The organism is Spirillospora sp. CA-294931 (assembly GCF_050946795.1).
Lineage (GTDB): Bacteria > Actinomycetota > Actinomycetes > Streptosporangiales > Streptosporangiaceae > Spirillospora.
This window is the reverse complement of record NZ_CP192006.1, coordinates 4,182,119-4,198,754: the sequence shown is the minus strand read 5'-3', so window position 1 is coordinate 4,198,754 and position 16,636 is coordinate 4,182,119. Positions and strand designations below refer to the sequence as shown.

The window sequence follows — 16,636 nt, the reverse complement described above, 5'->3', positions numbered from 1 at the left end:
GCGATAGCGGCGGCCTCGATACTCGTGGTCATGAGTCGCCTTCACCGGCCCCTGGCCGCACCCGTCGCACCGGCGGACGGCGAAGTCGCCGATGAACCGGACAACGCCTCACCCGGCATTGACGTCGATCTGATGGCGAAACTGATCGCGACCGCCTATCCGGATTCCTGTTTCGCCACACCGTGCGGCGTGCTGGCGCCACTGCTCGACGCATTGCTGACATTTCATTCCCGATTCACGATCGTGCATCGCGAGGACAACGCGCTGGCGCTCGCCTCCGGAGCCGCGATCACCGGGAAGCGGGCCGTCGTGCTGATGCAGAATTCGGGGTTCGGCCAGTCGGTCAACGTCCTGGCGTCCCTGGTCGGGCCGTTCACCGCCCCGATCGGCCTGATCGTCAGCATGCGCGGCACCGAGGTCGACGACACCTGGGAGAACCGGGGCATGGGCCGCGCCACCATTCCGGTGCTCGAAAGCCTCGGGCTCGCCTGGCGCGAGCTCGACCGGCGCGGCTGGAAAGAGACGCTGACCTGGTTCGGCGAGGCCGGGCGCGACAAGCCCGCCACCCTTCTGGTTCCACCGAGTCTCTTCGGCTGGAGCCCGGCGCAATGATCCGGCGATTCGACGTTCTGCGGGCGGTCATCGCCAACGCGCGGGAATGCCCGATCGTTTTCACCACCGGATTCACCTGCCGGGAGGCGCACGCCATCAAGGACGCGCCGAACCATCTCTATATGACCGGGTCGATGGGGATGGCTCCGCTGCTGGCCATCGGCATCGCCGGTGGCACCGAGCGGACCACGATCGTGGTCGACGGCGACGGCGCCCTGCTGATGAATCCCGGCGCGCTGCTGGTCGTCCGCCAGGAGATGCCGGGCAATCTCCTGCACCTGCTCGTGGACAACGGGATCTACGAGTCGACCGGCGCGCAGTCGACCTCCAGCGCCGTGTTCGACCTCGTGGGCATCGCCCGGGCCTGCGGCTATGCCCGGGTCACCGAGCTCGACACCCTGGACGACCTGCCGCGCATCATCGCCGGGCTCTCGGGACCCCATCTCGTGCGGATCAGGGTGCGGCCCGGCGGGCCCAGAACCGGTCGCGTGACCATCGCCCCGCACGCGAACTTCCGCAGGATGCGGGCCTGGATGGCCGCGGACCGACCCGAATGGTCGGCCGGTCCTTAGGCGGGACGGGCGCGCGGGCGCCCCGTCCGGGACGGCGTGATCGGCAGCGGCCCGCCGCCTCGTCCGGCCCCGGCCAAACGCGTCCCGCGACCGCCCACAAGTAAAGCAATGGCAAAATCCGGCCCTGGAACTGACCGGTCGGTACACGACCCTCCGAACTGCAGCAATGGCCGCGCCGACCGAAAGCGGACGGGGGGAGGCACCGATGTGATCATCGGATGATGATCACTCTGCCGGGCACCTGACCACCGGCTCGGTGATCGTGATGCCCCCTCGTTCCCCGTCCCGGCATAACGATCATGGAGTTCCCGGAGTTCGGGGCGGAGAAATACCGGATCGACGCGTCGGCGACCGCCGCGAGCACGACTCTTTCCACGACCGACAGGGTTCCTGTACCGTCCGTGGATGGTGGTTACCACCATCCGCACTGACATTTGCAGGCCCTTGACACGACACGGACCTCGTGATCTTCTGAAACCGACCACGAAGATCGGACATATTCTGCGCGGACCATGGGATGGACAACGGGAGCCAGAGTGTTTCGTGTATTGGGTCCGCTCAGAGTAACCGGTGCGCAAGGGGCATTGCGTTTGACGTCGCGCCGGCAGCAGGTCGTTCTGGCGATGCTGCTGCTCGAGGCCAATCGCATGGTCACCACCGACCGCCTCATCGACGCCGTTTGGGACGACCAGCCGCCGCAAACGGCGCGGGCGCAGATTCAAATCTGCGTGTCCCGGCTCCGGCAAATGCTGGCCGATTTTGAAATCGACTGCGCTATCAGTACCGTTCCCCCCGGTTATCTTCTTCAGGTCGGCGAAAGCGATCTGGACCTCCTTGTATTCGAACGGCTCGCCGCGGACTCCAGGAATGCCGCGCGAAATGGGGAGCTCGCCCACGCGGCCGAGCATGTCCATTCCGCGCTGGAGCTCTGGTGCGGCGAGCCGCTCGCCGGCATCGACAGCGCGCTGGTCAGGGCGTCCGCCGTCCGTCTCACCGAGCGCCGCATGCGCATGGTGGAAGAGCGGATCGTCTACCAGCTCGATCGGGGGCAGGAGCACGAGCTCGTCGACGAGCTCATGACCCTGACCGCCGAGTTCCCGCTGCGCGAACGGCTGTGGGGGCAGCTCATGACGGTGTTCTGCCGCCTGGGCCGCCGTTCGGACGCGCTGGACGCCTACCGGCGCGCTCGCGGAGCCCTGGTCGGTGAGCTCGGCCTGGAGCCCGGGGAAGAGCTTCAGCAGCTGCAGAAGGCCATCCTGCAGGGAGAGATCGAGCCGCAGGCCGCACCGAGCCGCGAGCCGGCCGAGGCCGAGCACCGCCCGCCGAGCGCCCTTCCGCCGACCCTGCCCCCGGTCCCCCAGCTGCTGCCCGCGCGGCTCCCCGACTTCGTGGGCCGCGAGGTCACCCTCGGATATCTCACCGACCAGCTCTCGTCGGCCGCCATGAGCAACGGCCCGCTCGTCCTCGCGGTCTCCGGCATGGCCGGAGTCGGCAAGACGGCACTCGCCGTCGAGGCGGCCCGCACCGTCGCCCCGCACTTCCCCGACGGCCAGCTGTACGCGCGGCTCAACGGGACCCACCCCGGCGGCTTCACCGACGCCAAGGAGGTCTTGGGCTTCTTTCTGCGCACCCTGGGCGTCCCCGAATCCGCGATACCGGCCAGCGAGATGGAACGCGCCGATGTGTTCCGGAACCTCACCGCGGGCCGCAAGCTCCTGATCGTCCTCGACGACGTCGAGAGCGAAGAGCAGGTGACCTGCCTCCTGCCCGGCGACAACAGCTGCGCGGCACTGGTCACCAGCCGCTCCCGGCTCGCCGGGCTGCCGAGCGGGCGGCGCGTGCACCTCGACGTGCTCAGCACCGCGGAGTCGGAGTCCATGCTCACCGAGGTCATCGGGGCGGAGCGCGCGAACGCCGAGCCCGCGCAGCTGCTCAACCTGGCCGAGCTGTGCGGCGGGCTCCCGCTGGCGCTGCGCGCGGTGGCCTCGCGCCTGGTCGCCCGGCCCCACTGGACGATCGGCCAGCTCGTCGAGCGGCTGCGGAACTCCGCCCACCCGCTGGACGAGCTCGTCTACGGCTGCCACGCCGTCCGTCCCAGCCTCGACCGGAGCTACGGGAGCCTCGACGCCCCGGCGCGCCGCCTCTTCTGCCGGCTCGCCCTGCTCAACAGCGCCGACTTCCCGGCATGGGTCGGCCTGCCCCTCCTGGACCGCGGCGCCGGCGTGGCCTACGACGCGCTCGACATGCTGATCGACGCCCAGCTCGTCAACGTCCGGCACAGCGAGGACCAGCAGCCGAGATACCAGCTCAACGACCTCGTGCGGACCTACGCGGGTGAATGCCTCGAGCGCGACGAGGAGATGGAGTGCCGGACGGCGGCGGTGCGGCGCGTGCTGTCCTGCTGGCTGCTGCTGGCCAGCGAGGCCCATCGGCGTGAGCACGGCGGCAACTACCTGATCGTCCATGGGGCCCCGCCCAGGTACGCGCTCCCCGAGCCCCTCCTCCTGCAGATCCTCGGCAACCCCCTGGAGTGGTTCAGGCGCGAGAAGGAGACGCTGGAGTCCGCCGTCGAACAGGCCAACGAGCTGGGTTTCGAGGACATCTGCTGGGACCTGGCCCAGACCAGCCTGACCGCGTTCATCGTGCACGGCGACATCGACGGCTGCCGGGCGATCCAGCGGGCCGGTCTGCTGGCCGCCAGGCGCGCCGAGGACCCGCGCGGCGAGGCCGCGATGCTCTGCTCCCTGGGCTCGCTCGCGCTCTCCCGGCGCAGCTTCGACGAGGCGGCCGCCATGCTGGGCGCCGCCGAGAAGCGATACCAGGAGAGCGGCGACAGGCACGGCTACGCCCTGGTCCTGCGCAACATCGCCTCGCTCGACCAGGCCAAGGGGCACCTCAAGGAGGCGCTGGCCACCTACGAGGAGGCGCTCGGCCATCTTGAGGCCGTCTCCGACAAGGCGGCGCAGGCCCACGTGCTGTGCGCCATCGGCGAGATCAAGCTCGGCCTGGACGACCACGCCGAGGCACGCCGGGCGGGCGAGAAGGCCCTCGCCCTGACCAGGGCGATCGGCAACCGGCACCTGTACGCCAAGGTCCTGAACCTCCTCGGCGAGACCTGCCTGGAACAGGGCGACTGGCGGCAGACCGAGAAGCGCGTCCGGCAGGCGCTCAACGGCGCGGGCCCCGCGGGAAGCCCCCTGAGCCAGATCTACACGCTCTCCGGAATTGGCGCGGTCCGAATGCATCAGGGCGTGCCCCGCTCCGCCGAGATCTCCCTGCGCCTCGCGCAGGTCATCGGGCTCTACACGGTCGGCTGCTTCTCCTGACCTCCAAGCTCGTCATCCAGCCCGCTCGGGCTCACCCTCGCTGCCCCGGAGGACGCGGCCGGGTGCCCTCGACCGGAGGCAAGAAGTGGACACGCCGTCCATTTCTCTCCTATGGTGAACCGGACACGCTGTCCACATGACCGCCGGAGGTGGGACGATGACCCCGCTCGACCCCGACCTGTTCCCCGCCACGCACCGCTGGGCGTACCTGAACCACGCGGGGATCTGCCCCCTCCCCCTCCCGTCGGTCGAGGCCCTGCACCGCACCGCGATGGAGGTCGCGACCGACGGCGAGTTCAGCTACGCCGCGCACAAGGAGAACAACGAGCGGGCGCGCGCGGCCGGGGCCCGGCTGATGGGCGTCCCCGCCGACGACGTCGCGCTGATCAAGAACACCACCGAGGGGCTCGGCTTCGTGGCCAACGGCCTCGCCTGGGCGCCCGGGGACCGCGTGGTGATCCCGGACGGCGAGTTCCCCTCCACCCTGTATCCCTTCCTCGCGCTGGCCGACCGGGGCGTGATCGTCGACCGGGTCCGCCCGGCGGGCCCCTCGGGGGCCCTGCCGGTCGAGGCGTTCGCCGAGGTCATCGCGCAGGGCCCGCCGCCGAAGCTGGTCGTCACCAGCTGGGTGCAGTTCGGCCGGGGCTGGCGCACCGACCTGGCCGGGCTCGGGCGGCTGTGCCGCGATACCGGCGCCCTGCTGTGCGCCGACGTCATCCAGGGCCTCGGCGCCATCCCCGCCCGCCTGGAGGAGTGGGGCGTCGACTTCGCCATGGCCGACGGCCACAAATGGCTGCTCGGCCCCGAGGGCAGCGGCTTCTTCTACGTGCGGCGCTCGCGCTCGCCGCTGCTGCGGCCCCTGGAGCCCGGCTGGAACTCCGTCCGCCACCGCGAGGACTGGGACAACCAGGACCTCGTCCTGGACGACACCGCCCGCCGCTACGAGGGCGGCATGCCCAACATGACCGGCAACGCCGCCCTGCGGGCGTCCGCCGAAATGCTGCTCGACGCGGGCGTGGCGGCGGTCTGGCGGCATGTCGACGCCCTGTGCGACCAGATCTGCGCGGAGCTGACGGCGGTCGGCGGGTCCGTCCTCAGCGACCGGACGCCGGACGCGCGCTCGGGCATCGTCTCGGTCGCGTTCGCCGACCTGGATCCCGGCCATCTCGCCGAGCGCCTGCGCCGCGACGGCGTCGCCTGCTCGGCCCGCAACGGCGCCCTGCGGATCTCCCCGCACGGCTACAACACCACCGGCGACATCGACCGGCTCGTCAGAACCGTCCGGAACGCCGCCGCGTAGCCTCCTTTACGCCGACCCCGTATGGATCGCGCCTGCCCGGGTATCAGGGGAATCCGTGCCAGAGTGATCGACGGGCGGCCGGAAGGGGGCGGACGATGTGGTGGAGCTGACGGTGACCGACCGCGTCCAGGGGGATCTGACCATCGTGTCGGCCCGCGGGCAGATCGACGCCTTCACCAGCGGGCATCTGCGAGAACGCCTGACGGGGCTGGTCACCGGCGGGGCCCGCCATCTGGTCCTGGACCTCGGCGATGTCGTCTTCATGGACTCCACCGGCCTCGGCCTGCTCGCCGGGCTGCACCCCGTGGTCCGCGCCTGCGACGGCTCGATCGCGCTCGTCGGGGTGAACCCGCGCATCCGCGAGGTCCTGCGCATCACCACCCTGACGCGTCTCTTCCCGATCTACCGCTCGGTCGAGATGGCGGTTTTGGCCCACGCGAATGACGCGAATCGCCCGTCCCCCGACGCTCCATGGGCATAGCGGGCGCGTACGGCGTCCCGTAGCGTCCCACCTGGACTGAACGATAACCCAGGAGGCACGCATGCGCTCGGCCCTGTGGTTGCCGATCTTCGACGAACTCGCCGATCCCGTCGTGGTCGCGCGCCTGGCCGCCGAGGCCGAGGAGGCGGGCTGGGACGGCCTGTTCGTCTGGGACCATCTGCGGTTCCGCGAACCCGTCGGCGCCGTGGCCGACCCGTGGATCACCCTCGCGGCGGTCGCCTCGGCCACCGAACGGCTGCGGATCGGCCCGATGGTCACGGCGCTGGCGCGGCGCCGCCCCGCCAAGCTGGCCAAGGAGACCGCCTCGCTCGACCGGCTCAGCCGGGGCCGCCTCACCCTCGGCGTCGGCCTCGGCAGCGACCGCCTCGGCGCGGAGTTCTCGGGGACCGGCGAGGAGGTCGACGACCGCCGTCGCGCCGGCATGCTGGACGAGTCGCTCTCCATCCTGTCCGCCGCGTGGACGGGTGAGCCCGTGCACCACCACGGCGAGCACTACACGATCGACGGCTTCCAGTTCCTGCCCCGGCCCGTCCAGCGGCCCGGCGTCCCCGTATGGGCCGCCGGTTTCCCCGGGAAGATCAACCCGATGCGCCGCGCCGCCCGCCTGGACGGCTTCTTCCCGGTCAACCTCGACCATCCCGACCAGCTCGCCGAGGCCGTGGCCACGCTGACCGGCCTGCGCGAGGACCCCTCGGCCCCCTACGACGTCGCGATCGCCCTGCCGCCCGGCACCGACCCGCTCCCCTTCGCCAAGGCGGGCGCCACCTGGTGGCTGGTCGACTTCCCCTGGGACGCCATGACCGTCGACCTCGTCCGCGGCACCCTCCGCGAGGGGCCCGCCCCCACCTCCTGACCAAGACCGCCCACCGGGCGCATCGCGCGGTCGGCCGCGGGCCGAGGTCCCACCTCAGCCGAGGACGCCCGAGGGCAGCGGCTGGTCGGGGTCGAGCTCCACGCCCTCCGAGCGCAGCGCGTGGTCGAGCACGCCCCAGACCCAGGACGACAGGTGCCCGACGAGCTGGTCCAGGCTCACCTCGCCCGGGTCGTTCAGCCAGCGGTCGGTGGCCGACTCGACGAAGCCGACCAGCCCGAACGCCAGCGTGTCGGTGACCGGGGTGCGGACGCCGAACACGGTCAGGTAGGCGTTCAGCAGCGCGCTGAGCTGGGTGGCGAGCGTCTCCCTGATGTCGGCCGCCACGCTGCCCTCCGACGGGGTGCCGCCGCGCTTGGCGACGTACCAGTAGAGGTCGGCGTGCCCGGCGAGCCAGCGCACCAGCGTCCCGACGGCCTGCTCGATCACCTGCGCCGACGTCCCGGCCGGGCTGGTCAGCGAGGGGGCCATCTCGGCGACGACCAGCTCGGCGGCGCGCAGCGCGACCGCCCTCTGGAGGTCCTGGGCGTCCCGGAAGTGGCGGTAGAGCTGGGGCCTGGCCACTCCGGCGTGCTCGGCGATCTGCTGGGTGGACACGGTCGGCCCGTGCTCGGCGATCGCCTCGATGGCCGACTCGACCAGGGCGGCCCGCCGCTCGGCGCGATGGCCCGTCCACCGTGCCGTCCTGCGGTCGGTGCGCTCCCTGGTCTTCGGGCTGCTCTCGTTCACCACGCGACAAGCTTACGGAGCCGGATATGGCGCCGGTTACATCGCGCGCCGGACCCTGGCCGCCGATCCCCGGAGAGTGTTACATTGATGTATCAGTTACTTCGCGTAACAGATACTTCGAAGGGAGCCGATCATGAGCAGTCCCGCGACGGAACGCCGGGGCGACGAGGTCGCGCGGCGCCTGCTCGACTCGGCCGCGACGCTCTCCTACGACCCCGCGACCGAGATCGACTGGGACGCGCCGCTCCCCGACGACCAGTACGGCCTCAACCCCGAGTGGAGCACCCTGTACGGGACCCGCCTGTGGGACGAGATGAGCCAGGCCCAGCGCGTCACGCTGACCAGGCACGAGGTGTGCTCGATCATGAGCACCGGCATCTGGTTCGAGATGATCCTGCAGCAGATGATCCTGCGCGACCAGTACGTCCGGAACCCGGCCCGGCCCGAGTTCCAGTTCGCGCTGACCGAGATCGCCGACGAGTGCCGCCACTCGATCATGTTCGCCCGGGTCTGCGAGAAGATGGGCGTCCCCGCCTACTTCCCCAAGAAGGGCGTGGTCGAGCTCGCCCGGCTGTTCAAGTCGCTCGCCGTCGCCGAGGTCGCCTACGGCGGGACGCTGGTCGCCGAGGAGGTCCTCGACGTGATGCAGCGCGACTGGATGCGCGGCGAGAACGTCCTGGACATCGTCCGGACGAGCAGCAGGATCCACGTCCTGGAGGAATCGCGGCACATGAAGTTCGCGCGCCAGGAGACCCGGGACCGGATGCGCGGCGCCGGGCCCGCGCGGCGCCAGCTCAGCGGGGCGTCCGTCGCCGCGGGCGCGTTCTTCATCGTCACCAGCATGGTGAACGACGGCGTCTACGCCGCCGCCGGGCTCGACACCGCCCGCGCGCTGGACGAGGTCCGCCGCAACCAGCACCGCAAGGCCATGATGCGCTCCAGTTGCGCCCACCTGATGGACTTCCTGTCGCAGGCCGGCCTGCTCACCAGGCCCGCGATCTCCATCTACAAGCGCGTCGACATGCTCTGAGGACGGCGGCCATGGCCTTCGCGATCACCCAGAACTGCTGCAACGACGCGTCCTGCGTCTCGGTCTGCCCGGTCAATTGCATCCACCCCACGCCGGACGACCCGGGATTCGCCACGGCGGAGATGCTCTACATCGACCCGAAGGCGTGCATCGACTGCGGCGCCTGCGCGGACGCCTGCCCGGTGGACGCCATCCTCCCGATCGACCAGCTGACCGGCCCCGACGCCCCCTACGCCCGCATCAACGCCCAGTACTACGAGGCCCACGAGATCGACCATTCCTGGGGCCTGCCGACCTTCCCCCGCTCGCTCCCCCGGGGCATCGGGACGCTGCGCGTCGCGATCGTCGGCACCGGCCCCGCCGCGTCCTACGCCGCGCAGTCGCTGCTGCGGTCCACGGGCGCGGAGGTCACGATGATCGACCGGGTGCCGGTCCCCGGCGGCCTGATCCGGTTCGGCGTCGCGCCCGACCACCCCTCGACCCGCAAGGCCGCCGACGGCTTCGCCTCGCTCTACCAGCACCCGCGCCTGTCGGTGCACATGAACGTCGAGGCCGGACGCGACATCTCCCACGAGGAGATCGCCGCCCACCACCACGCCGTCATCTACGCCGTGGGCGCCGCGAACGACCGCGCGCTCGGCGTCCCCGGCGAGGACAGGCCCGCGAGCGTCTCCGCCACCCGGTTCGTGAGCTGGTACAACGCCCATCCGGACGTCCCCGCCGACGCGGTCGACCTGTCCGCCGAGCGGGCCGTGGTCATCGGCAACGGCAACGTCGCCCTGGACGTCGCGCGCCTCCTGCTCACCGACCCCGAAGACCTCGCGGGCACCGACATCGCCGACCACGCGCTGGACGCCCTGCGCGCGAGCGGCGTGCGCGAGGTCGTCCTGCTGGGCCGCCGCGGACCGGCCGACGCGGCCTACTCGCGTCCCGAGTTCCTCGCCCTGCGCGGCCTGAACCTGGTCGTGGACGACCGGCCCGGCGTCCGCGAGGAGATCGCCTCGGCCGCCCCGTCCTCCAAGGCCGCCCTCCTGGACGGCCTCCCCATCGAGCCGGTCGATTGGTCGGCCCCCGGGGAGCGCCGACTCGTCCTGCGCTTCCACTCCTCCCCCATCGAGTTCACCGGCGACCCGCGGCTGACGTCCGTCCGGGTCACCGGCGAGCGCGGCACGATCCCGGCCGGGCTGGCCGTCCGGTCGATCGGGTACCGCGGCGCCCCCGTGGACGGCCTGCCCTTCGACCCGTCCACCGGGACCGTCCCGCACCGGGCCGGACGCGTGTCCGACGGCACCTACGTGGTCGGCTGGATCAAGCGCGGCCCCTCCGGCGGCATCGGCGCCAACCGGACCTGCGCCGAGGAGACCGTCGGCACCCTGATCGACGACGCGGCCGCCGGACGCCTGCCCGCCCCGCCCGGCGGCGCCAGGGCGTTCGCCCGCCTGGTCCGCCGCCGCAGCCCGCGGGCGATCGGCCTCAAGCAGATGCTGGCCATCGACGCCGCCGAACGCCGCCGCGGGCGCGAGGCGGGCCGTCCCCGGGTCAAGTTCCCGACCGTCCCCGAAATGCTGGCCGCGGCCAAGCGCTAGCCCGAACCACAAGATCTCCGCCCGCGTCTCACCCGGCGTGCGCTGGAAACGAGCGGCACTCGCCGCGCTCCTGCTGGCCGCCACGGCATGCGGCCCGGCCACCGAACCACCCCGGCCCCAGACCTGGTGGAAGCCCGGACCGGGCCAGGCCTCGAACTGGGACTGGCAGATCAGCGAACCCTACGACCTGACCGCCCGCCGCGCGGTCTTCGACCTCGACCTGTTCGATCTGGCCCCACCGGGCTCCCAGCTGCGCTACCCCGACGGCCAGGTCATCGACGTCCCGCCGGGCCCCCTGGCCGGGAAGATCGGCGCCCTCCACGCCCGCACCCCGCGCCCGGTCGTGATCTGCTACGTCGACACCGGCGCCTACGAGAGCTACCGGCCCGACGCCGGGCGCTTCCCCGGCCACCGGACCGCCGTCCCCAACCGCCCGCGCCCGCCCGAGCGGGGCTCGGTCATCGGCTGGGACACCGGCTGGGACGGCGAGCGCTGGCTCGACCTGCGCCCGGCGTCCCGCAGGAGGTTCGCGGAGGCCATCTGGGCCCGCCTCGACCTGGCCAAGCGCATGGGCTGCGACGCCGTCGAACCCGACCAGAACAACCCGCTGGGCAACGACCCGGGCTTCCCGATCACCCTGGCCGACCAGCACTCCTGGTACCGCGAGGTGGCCGCCCAGGCCCACGCCAGGGGCCTGTCGGTCGGCATGAAGAACGGCCACGACCAGCCCGGATCCGCCGCGGCCCTCGTGGACGCCTTCGACTGGGCCCTCCCCGAGGAATGCGCGCAGTTCGACGAGTGCGCCGAACTGGACGTCTTCATCGCCCGGGGCAAGGCCGTGTTCGCCGTCGACTACAAGGGCTCGGTCGACCCGGCGTCCGCCTGCCGCGCGCACCGGGCCCACCGCTTCGACGGCCTCATCAAGGACGAGCCCCCCACGGCATCCCACCGGACCCCGTGCGCATGATCGCTCAGACCAACCCCGCCAGCTCACGCCACTCCGCCAGCGGCAGCGCCCGAGGATCCTCGGTCACGACCTGAAGACAGACATGGTCGGCCCCGGCCTCGAGATGCAGCATGACGCGCTTGCGGAGGGCATCGACGTCCCCGTATGCGACGATCGCGTCCACCAACCGGCGGCTCGGCCCTCCCACCAGATCCTCGTCCCCGAATCCCAGCCTCCGCAGGTTGGCCTGGTGATGCGGCGCGGCCTCCACATACCCCGCGACATGCCGCGTGGCAACCTCCCGGGCCCGCGCCACATCGGAATCGAGCACCACGGCCTGCTCCACGCCGAGAAACGCCTGCGACCCCATGATCGCCCGCGCCCGCTCGGTGTGCTCGACCGGCACGAAGTAGGGGTGGGCGCCCCAAGTGCGCTCCCCCGCGAGTTCGAGCATCTTGGGCCCCAAAGCGGCCAGCACCCGGCGCGGAGCCGGATCGGGAGCGACCCCGTGATTCGGGACGGCGTCCATCGAATCCAGGTAGGACCGCATCGTCGTCACCGCCTTGCCCTTCGCGGGCATCGGGTACCCGGCCCAATCGTGGACGGTGTCGTCCACCCGATGCCCACCCAGACCCAGCATGTACCGCCCGGGGAACGCCTCGCCCAGCGTCCTCTCGGAGGCGGCCATGTTGATCGGGTCACGGAACAGGATGTTGGCGATCCCGGACACCGAGACCAGCCGCCGCGTGGCCGACAGCACCAGCCACGCCTGCCCCATCGAATCGCGCCCGAACGCCTCCCCGTGCCAGATCGCCCCGTAACCGAGCTCCTCGACCTCGGCCGCCACCTCACGCACCCGCCCCGCGGGTTGCGCGTCGAGGGCGAACGTCCAAACCCCAACCCGTCCCAACCGCATACAAAGCCACCCTTCATCCGGAGAACCACTCCGCTTACAATACGGAGAACCTCTCCGAATTGTCTACCGGCCCGGTGACGACCAAAGATGGGACGATGAGGACCCCGCAACGCCCGCTCCGCGCGGACGCCCGCCGCAACCACGAGCGCATCCTCACCGCGGCCCGCGAGACCTTCACCGAGTCGGGCCCCGAAGCGTCCCTCAACGAGATCGCCCGCCGCGCCGGAGTCGGCCCCGGCACCCTCTACCGCCACTTCCCCACCCGCAACGCCCTGCTGACCGCCGTCCTCATGGACCGCGTCGAGAGACTCTGCGCCCAAGCCGAGCACCTCCTGGCCACCGCCTCCCCCGCCGAGGCCCTGGCCGAATGGCTGCACGCCTTCCTCGTCCACGCCTCGACCGGCCACGGCCTGGGCAGCGCCCTCATGACCGCCGACCCCGCCGACGACTGCCACCGCGCCATCGAACAGGCCCTGGCGTCCCTCCTGACCCGAGCCCAGCGATCCGCCGCGGCCCGCCCCGACCTGACCCCCGACGACCTCCTCAAACTGGTCACCGGCATAGCCCTGGCCACCCGCACCACCACCGACCCGGCCCAGCCGACCCGAATGCTCGCTCTGGTCCTGGACGCCACCCGGTAACCAGGGTCAACGCAGGCGGTGCCGCTGGGTGGACGCCAACTCGGCGGCGACATCACGCAACGCCTCGACGAACGCCTCCCGAGGCCGATCATTCGCCCCAACGGCCAGGGCGGTACGCCGAACAGCCGAGGGATGATCGATCCTCACCACGTCCAGTGGCGAAGGCAGCGCCGGAACAGCAAGACCCGGAACAACGGTGATGCCCAGCCCAGCGGCCACCAGGCCCAGCTTCGCCATCCAGTCACGCGCGACGAACGCGACCTCCGGACGATCCGCCCAAGCCCCCAGCAACGACGAGGCGGGGTCGGCACTCCCGGCGATCCAGCGCTCCCGCCTCAGCAAGGCCGGATCAACGCTCGCCTCCCCGGCCAGCGGATGCCCGGGAGCGACCGCGATGAAGAGCGGATCGTCCACCAGATGGACCAACCCGTCCACCCCCTCGGGCACCGCGACAACGGCGAGGTCAAGGCGTCCACGCGCCACCGACGTCAGCAGGGCGGCGCTCAGCCCCTCCCGAAGCGGAATGCGCACCTGAGGTTCCCGCGCGGCCATCACCGCGATCGCCCGAGGCACAAGCGCGGCCATGGCCGTCGAGAAGGCCCCGACCCGAAGCCGCGCGGCCGGACGCGCCCCCAGGTCACGAAGATCCTGCCGAGCGGCCTGAAGCTCACCGAGCACCGACTCCGCGTAACGCACGACAACACGCCCGGCCGCAGTGGGACGCACACCCCGCGCCCCCCGCTCGAACAACACCTGCCCAGCCGCCCGCTCCATCAACGCGATCTGACGCGAGACCGCCGACTGCGTATATCCCAACCGCTCGGCCGCGGTAGAGAACGACCCGTGCCTGGCCGCCTCACGAACAACCCGCAGACCCACCACAGTGAACTCAGACATGCGAAAAAGAGATAGCACACATGCAAGAGCGTCGCTTGTCGCATACCTAGCCCAGACCTAGCCTCGCTCCATGGACGCGCAGAAGAACAAAGAACTGCTCGAGGAAATCTTCAGCCGAATGGCCAAGGGCGAAGTCCAGGCCATGAGCGAAGCAATGGCCGACGATTTCCGCTGGACGTTCCCCGGCACCTGGTCATGGGCCGGAACCCGGGAACCAAAGCAGGCAGCCCTCGACCACCTGCTGCGCCCCCTGATGGCCCAGTTCGCCGCCTACCGCAGCGAAGCACACCTCATCATCGCCGAACACGACCGCGTCGTCGTCCAAGCCAAAGCCCACGCCACCACCACCAACGGCGACGACTACCCCCAGACCTACTGCTACATCTTCCGCCTCAAAAACAGCAAGATCACCGAAGTCACCGAGTACTGCGACACAGCCCTGGCAGAACGCGTCCTCACCCGCCCACCCACCTAACCCAAACCACCCGACCCCACCCCAACGAAGCGAACCGATTTCCACATCGCTCCCAAACGAGCAAACCGATCAGGAATCAAGAAGCGCCGTTCACCCAGCCGGATCTAGCGTGACCTGCATGGACATCACCATTCACGCGAGCTTCCTTCCGCACACCGACCCGGAAGCGTCCCTGGCCTTCTACCGCGACACCCTCGGCTTCGAGGTCCGAAAGGACGTCGGCTACGAGGGGATGCGCTGGATCACGGTCGGCCCCACCGGCCAGCCCGGCACGTCCATCGTCCTGGAGCCCCCGGCCGCCGACCCCGGCGTCACCGACGACGAACGCCGCACCATCGCCGAGATGATGAACAAGGGCACCTACGCCTTCATCAACCTGGCCGCCACCGACGTGGACGCCACCTTCGAGGAGCTGCAATCCCGCGGCGCCGAGGTCGTCCAGGAACCAATCGACCAGCCGTGGGGCGCCCGCGACTGCGTCTTCCGCGACCCCGCCGGCAACACAGTCCGCATCCAACAACTGACCTAAAACCCGTCCAGCACCCAAATCCCAACAACTAACCAACGTGCGCCCGAGGCCAACCAACCTCGGGCGCACATTCACGCCAACACCCTTCGCCGTCCAGACCCGTACGCCGCAAATTCGCTTCTCATACCGGGAGCAAGGTCAGGCGCCCGTCGCCCCTGGCATGTCCATGGGTTCCAGCACGAACACGGGGATCACGCGGTCAGTCGCCTCCTGATACTCGGCGTACGGCGGATAAGCGGCGACCGCACGCTCCCACCACGCGGCCTTCTCGTCCCCGCTGATCTCACGGGCCGTCATCTCCTGGCGTATCGAGCCGTCCTGGAGCTCCACATGCGGGTCGGCCTTGACGTTGAAGTACCAGACCGGATGGCGCGGAAAACCACCCTTCGACGCCACTGCCGCATATCGCCCCTCGTGCTCCACGCGCATCAGAGGAATCTTGCGGATCTTGCCGCTCTTCGCGCCGCGGGTCGTGAGGATGACGACGGGCAGACCCGTGTCCCAGAGGGTCGCCCCCTGTGTGCCGCCCGAACTCTCATACAGCTCGACCTGCTCGCGCACCCACTGCGCCGGACTCGGTCCGTACTCACCCTCAAGAGGCATTGCGGTCACCCCATCGTCGCTGCGGCTGATGTTGCGCAGTACAACACAACCTCACGCGGAGACGAGACCACCGCCAGCTCTGCCAACACTCCGCACGCACACACCCAGGCGAACCACCCCACGAACCATGCCCACCGACTCACCGATCGGCCCTCCACGACCTGAAGAGAATGTCCGCCCTGCCCGCCCCTCCTCGAACGCGTTAACCAACTGCTCCCTGACCTCCTTCTCCGATCACGGGACCGGGTAGCAAGCCTCGCGTCCTGAGTGAGCGGTTCTAGTCGCATGACTGGGATTGCCGGGCGGAATGGACGCTCGTGTCTGGTCAACAAGCACCGGAGCCACGGTGGGCAATGGGTGATGCGGCCGGGGCACCAGACAACGGCCGCTGGGGCGGGCGGCGGGTGATGTGGCGGACAGCGGCTGCCGGAGCGGGCGACCGGACAACGGCTGCTGAGCGCGGCGGGCAACGGGAGCTGGAGCGCTGCGACAGGCCACGCGCCAGCGCGCGCGGCGACAGCGGAGGCCAAGGCGGGGCGACAAGCAACGGGTGCCGGGCGAACGATGGGCACTGGGGCGAACAGCGGCTGCTGGAGCGCCGCACCGGGCAACGTTAGCCGGGACGCTGCGACAGACAGCGGAGGGCGAGGGCGCGCGGCGGGCAGCCGGTGCCAGGGCGACGTCAGGCAGTTCTTAAAGAGCCCCCGAAGGTCAGGCACAGCAGGTCGAGGACCGCCGACGCGACGAAGACATGCCCGCTGCCGTCGTACAGGATCCGGTCCCAGATCTCGTCCGCGACGAGGATCAGGCCGCGGCGGCGGGCGAACTCGACCAAGCCCCGGAGCGCCTCGCGCGTGGAGACGGCCCTGGCGGTGGGTGCTAGGGACAGGGCGACAGGCATTGGCTGCTGAGCGAACGGCGGGTGCTGAAGCGCGGCGCCAGGCAGCCGGTGCAGGGACGCAGCTCCGGCAGCGGGTGCCGGGGCGAGCGGCGCTCAACGCCCGCTGAAGCACGGCAGCGGGAGCCGGAGCGCAGCGACAGGTAACGGGCTAGGGCGAGCGGCGGGTGCCAGGACGCGCCGCCCGGCAACGGATGCTCGGG

General features: G+C 70.7%; 17 protein-coding genes. 12 read left to right on the top strand and 5 right to left on the bottom strand.

Annotated elements, in window-relative coordinates:
* The first annotated feature begins 30 nt into the window (after nucleotides 1-30).
* From ACQPY4_RS18705 to ACQPY4_RS18680, 6 genes are all read left to right on the top strand, one after another.
* Complete coding sequence (locus tag ACQPY4_RS18705; protein WP_433338029.1) at nucleotides 31-612, top strand: thiamine pyrophosphate-binding protein; 582 nt, start codon at nucleotides 31-33, stop codon at nucleotides 610-612.
* The gene (locus ACQPY4_RS18700) at nucleotides 609-1,184 is read left to right on the top strand and encodes a thiamine pyrophosphate-dependent enzyme (RefSeq protein WP_433338027.1); all 576 of its coding nucleotides are present in this window, start codon (nucleotides 609-611) and stop codon (nucleotides 1,182-1,184) included. Before ACQPY4_RS18705 ends, ACQPY4_RS18700 begins: the two co-directional genes overlap by 4 nt.
* A 590-nt stretch (nucleotides 1,185-1,774) precedes the next feature.
* Complete coding sequence (locus tag ACQPY4_RS18695) at nucleotides 1,775-4,510, top strand: AfsR/SARP family transcriptional regulator (protein ID WP_433338025.1); 2,736 nt, start codon at nucleotides 1,775-1,777, stop codon at nucleotides 4,508-4,510.
* Between the two features lie 136 nt (nucleotides 4,511-4,646).
* Nucleotides 4,647-5,810 (top strand): aminotransferase class V-fold PLP-dependent enzyme, encoded by a 1,164-nt coding sequence (locus ACQPY4_RS18690; protein WP_433338023.1) that lies wholly within the window; start codon nucleotides 4,647-4,649, stop codon nucleotides 5,808-5,810.
* 97 nt (nucleotides 5,811-5,907) lie between these two features.
* A complete protein-coding gene (locus tag ACQPY4_RS18685) occupies nucleotides 5,908-6,291 on the top strand; it encodes an STAS domain-containing protein (RefSeq protein WP_433338021.1) in 384 nt (127 codons plus the stop codon).
* A gap of 61 nt (nucleotides 6,292-6,352) precedes the next feature.
* Nucleotides 6,353-7,165, top strand: a complete 813-nt coding sequence (locus tag ACQPY4_RS18680; protein WP_433338019.1) for an LLM class flavin-dependent oxidoreductase — start codon at nucleotides 6,353-6,355, stop codon at nucleotides 7,163-7,165.
* A 54-nt stretch (nucleotides 7,166-7,219) separates the two neighbouring features.
* On the opposite strand, the gene ACQPY4_RS18675 is transcribed toward ACQPY4_RS18680, so the two are convergent.
* Complete coding sequence (locus ACQPY4_RS18675; protein WP_433338017.1) at nucleotides 7,220-7,915, bottom strand: TetR/AcrR family transcriptional regulator; 696 nt, start codon at nucleotides 7,913-7,915, stop codon at nucleotides 7,220-7,222.
* Nucleotides 7,916-8,045: 130 nt separating this feature from the next.
* Here ACQPY4_RS18675 and ACQPY4_RS18670 point away from each other — a divergent pair, with 130 nt between their 5' ends.
* From ACQPY4_RS18670 to ACQPY4_RS18660, 3 genes are read left to right on the top strand one after another with little or no spacing between them, the layout of a single operon-like run.
* Nucleotides 8,046-8,942 carry an AurF N-oxygenase family protein gene (locus ACQPY4_RS18670; RefSeq protein WP_433338015.1) on the top strand — a complete coding sequence of 299 codons (897 nt, stop codon included), beginning with the start codon at nucleotides 8,046-8,048 and terminating at the stop codon, nucleotides 8,940-8,942.
* An 11-nt stretch (nucleotides 8,943-8,953) separates the two neighbouring features.
* Entirely contained in the window at nucleotides 8,954-10,528 is a 1,575-nt protein-coding gene (locus ACQPY4_RS18665) for an FAD-dependent oxidoreductase (RefSeq protein WP_433338013.1), read from the top strand.
* Nucleotides 10,529-10,565: 37 nt separating this feature from the next.
* Nucleotides 10,566-11,495 (top strand): endo alpha-1,4 polygalactosaminidase, encoded by a 930-nt coding sequence (locus ACQPY4_RS18660; RefSeq protein WP_433338011.1) that lies wholly within the window; start codon nucleotides 10,566-10,568, stop codon nucleotides 11,493-11,495.
* A gap of 4 nt (nucleotides 11,496-11,499) precedes the next feature.
* Here ACQPY4_RS18660 and ACQPY4_RS18655 read toward each other — a convergent pair whose 3' ends face one another.
* On the bottom strand, nucleotides 11,500-12,390 hold the full coding sequence (locus ACQPY4_RS18655; RefSeq protein WP_433338009.1) for a TIGR03620 family F420-dependent LLM class oxidoreductase: 891 nt from the start codon (nucleotides 12,388-12,390) through the stop codon (nucleotides 11,500-11,502).
* Between the two features lie 95 nt (nucleotides 12,391-12,485).
* Here ACQPY4_RS18655 and ACQPY4_RS18650 point away from each other — a divergent pair, with 95 nt between their 5' ends.
* Nucleotides 12,486-13,031, top strand: coding sequence for a TetR/AcrR family transcriptional regulator (locus ACQPY4_RS18650; RefSeq protein WP_433338007.1), 546 nt, complete (start codon nucleotides 12,486-12,488; stop codon nucleotides 13,029-13,031).
* Nucleotides 13,032-13,037: 6 nt separating this feature from the next.
* Here ACQPY4_RS18650 and ACQPY4_RS18645 read toward each other — a convergent pair whose 3' ends face one another.
* On the bottom strand, nucleotides 13,038-13,928 hold the full coding sequence (locus ACQPY4_RS18645) for a LysR family transcriptional regulator (RefSeq protein WP_433338005.1): 891 nt from the start codon (nucleotides 13,926-13,928) through the stop codon (nucleotides 13,038-13,040).
* 70 nt (nucleotides 13,929-13,998) lie between these two features.
* On the opposite strand from ACQPY4_RS18645, the gene ACQPY4_RS18640 reads away from it, so the two are divergent.
* Together ACQPY4_RS18640 and ACQPY4_RS18635 are read left to right on the top strand one after the other, a co-directional pair.
* On the top strand, nucleotides 13,999-14,403 hold the full coding sequence (locus tag ACQPY4_RS18640; protein WP_433338003.1) for a nuclear transport factor 2 family protein: 405 nt from the start codon (nucleotides 13,999-14,001) through the stop codon (nucleotides 14,401-14,403).
* 118 nt (nucleotides 14,404-14,521) lie between these two features.
* The gene (locus tag ACQPY4_RS18635; protein ID WP_433338001.1) at nucleotides 14,522-14,932 is read left to right on the top strand and encodes a VOC family protein; all 411 of its coding nucleotides are present in this window, start codon (nucleotides 14,522-14,524) and stop codon (nucleotides 14,930-14,932) included.
* A gap of 138 nt (nucleotides 14,933-15,070) precedes the next feature.
* Here ACQPY4_RS18635 and ACQPY4_RS18630 read toward each other — a convergent pair whose 3' ends face one another.
* Nucleotides 15,071-15,535, bottom strand: coding sequence for a nitroreductase family deazaflavin-dependent oxidoreductase (locus tag ACQPY4_RS18630; RefSeq protein WP_433337999.1), 465 nt, complete (start codon nucleotides 15,533-15,535; stop codon nucleotides 15,071-15,073).
* A 682-nt stretch (nucleotides 15,536-16,217) separates the two neighbouring features.
* Entirely contained in the window at nucleotides 16,218-16,436 is a 219-nt protein-coding gene (locus ACQPY4_RS18625; RefSeq protein WP_433337997.1) for a hypothetical protein, read from the bottom strand.
* Nucleotides 16,437-16,636 lie beyond the last annotated feature (200 nt).

Coding starts and splice junctions, on each gene's coding strand:
- ACQPY4_RS18705 (WP_433338029.1), top strand. CDS start 31: ATGAGTCGCCTTCACCGGCCCCTGGCCGCACCCGTCGCACCGGCGGAC.
- ACQPY4_RS18700 (WP_433338027.1), top strand. CDS start 609: ATGATCCGGCGATTCGACGTTCTGCGGGCGGTCATCGCCAACGCGCGG.
- ACQPY4_RS18690 (WP_433338023.1), top strand. CDS start 4,647: ATGACCGCCGGAGGTGGGACGATGACCCCGCTCGACCCCGACCTGTTC.
- ACQPY4_RS18680 (WP_433338019.1), top strand. CDS start 6,353: ATGCGCTCGGCCCTGTGGTTGCCGATCTTCGACGAACTCGCCGATCCC.
- ACQPY4_RS18670 (WP_433338015.1), top strand. CDS start 8,046: ATGAGCAGTCCCGCGACGGAACGCCGGGGCGACGAGGTCGCGCGGCGC.
- ACQPY4_RS18665 (WP_433338013.1), top strand. CDS start 8,954: ATGGCCTTCGCGATCACCCAGAACTGCTGCAACGACGCGTCCTGCGTC.
- ACQPY4_RS18655 (WP_433338009.1), bottom strand. CDS start 12,390: ATGCGGTTGGGACGGGTTGGGGTTTGGACGTTCGCCCTCGACGCGCAA.
- ACQPY4_RS18650 (WP_433338007.1), top strand. CDS start 12,486: ATGAGGACCCCGCAACGCCCGCTCCGCGCGGACGCCCGCCGCAACCAC.
- ACQPY4_RS18645 (WP_433338005.1), bottom strand. CDS start 13,928: ATGTCTGAGTTCACTGTGGTGGGTCTGCGGGTTGTTCGTGAGGCGGCC.
- ACQPY4_RS18640 (WP_433338003.1), top strand. CDS start 13,999: ATGGACGCGCAGAAGAACAAAGAACTGCTCGAGGAAATCTTCAGCCGA.
- ACQPY4_RS18635 (WP_433338001.1), top strand. CDS start 14,522: ATGGACATCACCATTCACGCGAGCTTCCTTCCGCACACCGACCCGGAA.
- ACQPY4_RS18630 (WP_433337999.1), bottom strand. CDS start 15,535: ATGCCTCTTGAGGGTGAGTACGGACCGAGTCCGGCGCAGTGGGTGCGC.
- ACQPY4_RS18625 (WP_433337997.1), bottom strand. CDS start 16,436: ATGCCTGTCGCCCTGTCCCTAGCACCCACCGCCAGGGCCGTCTCCACG.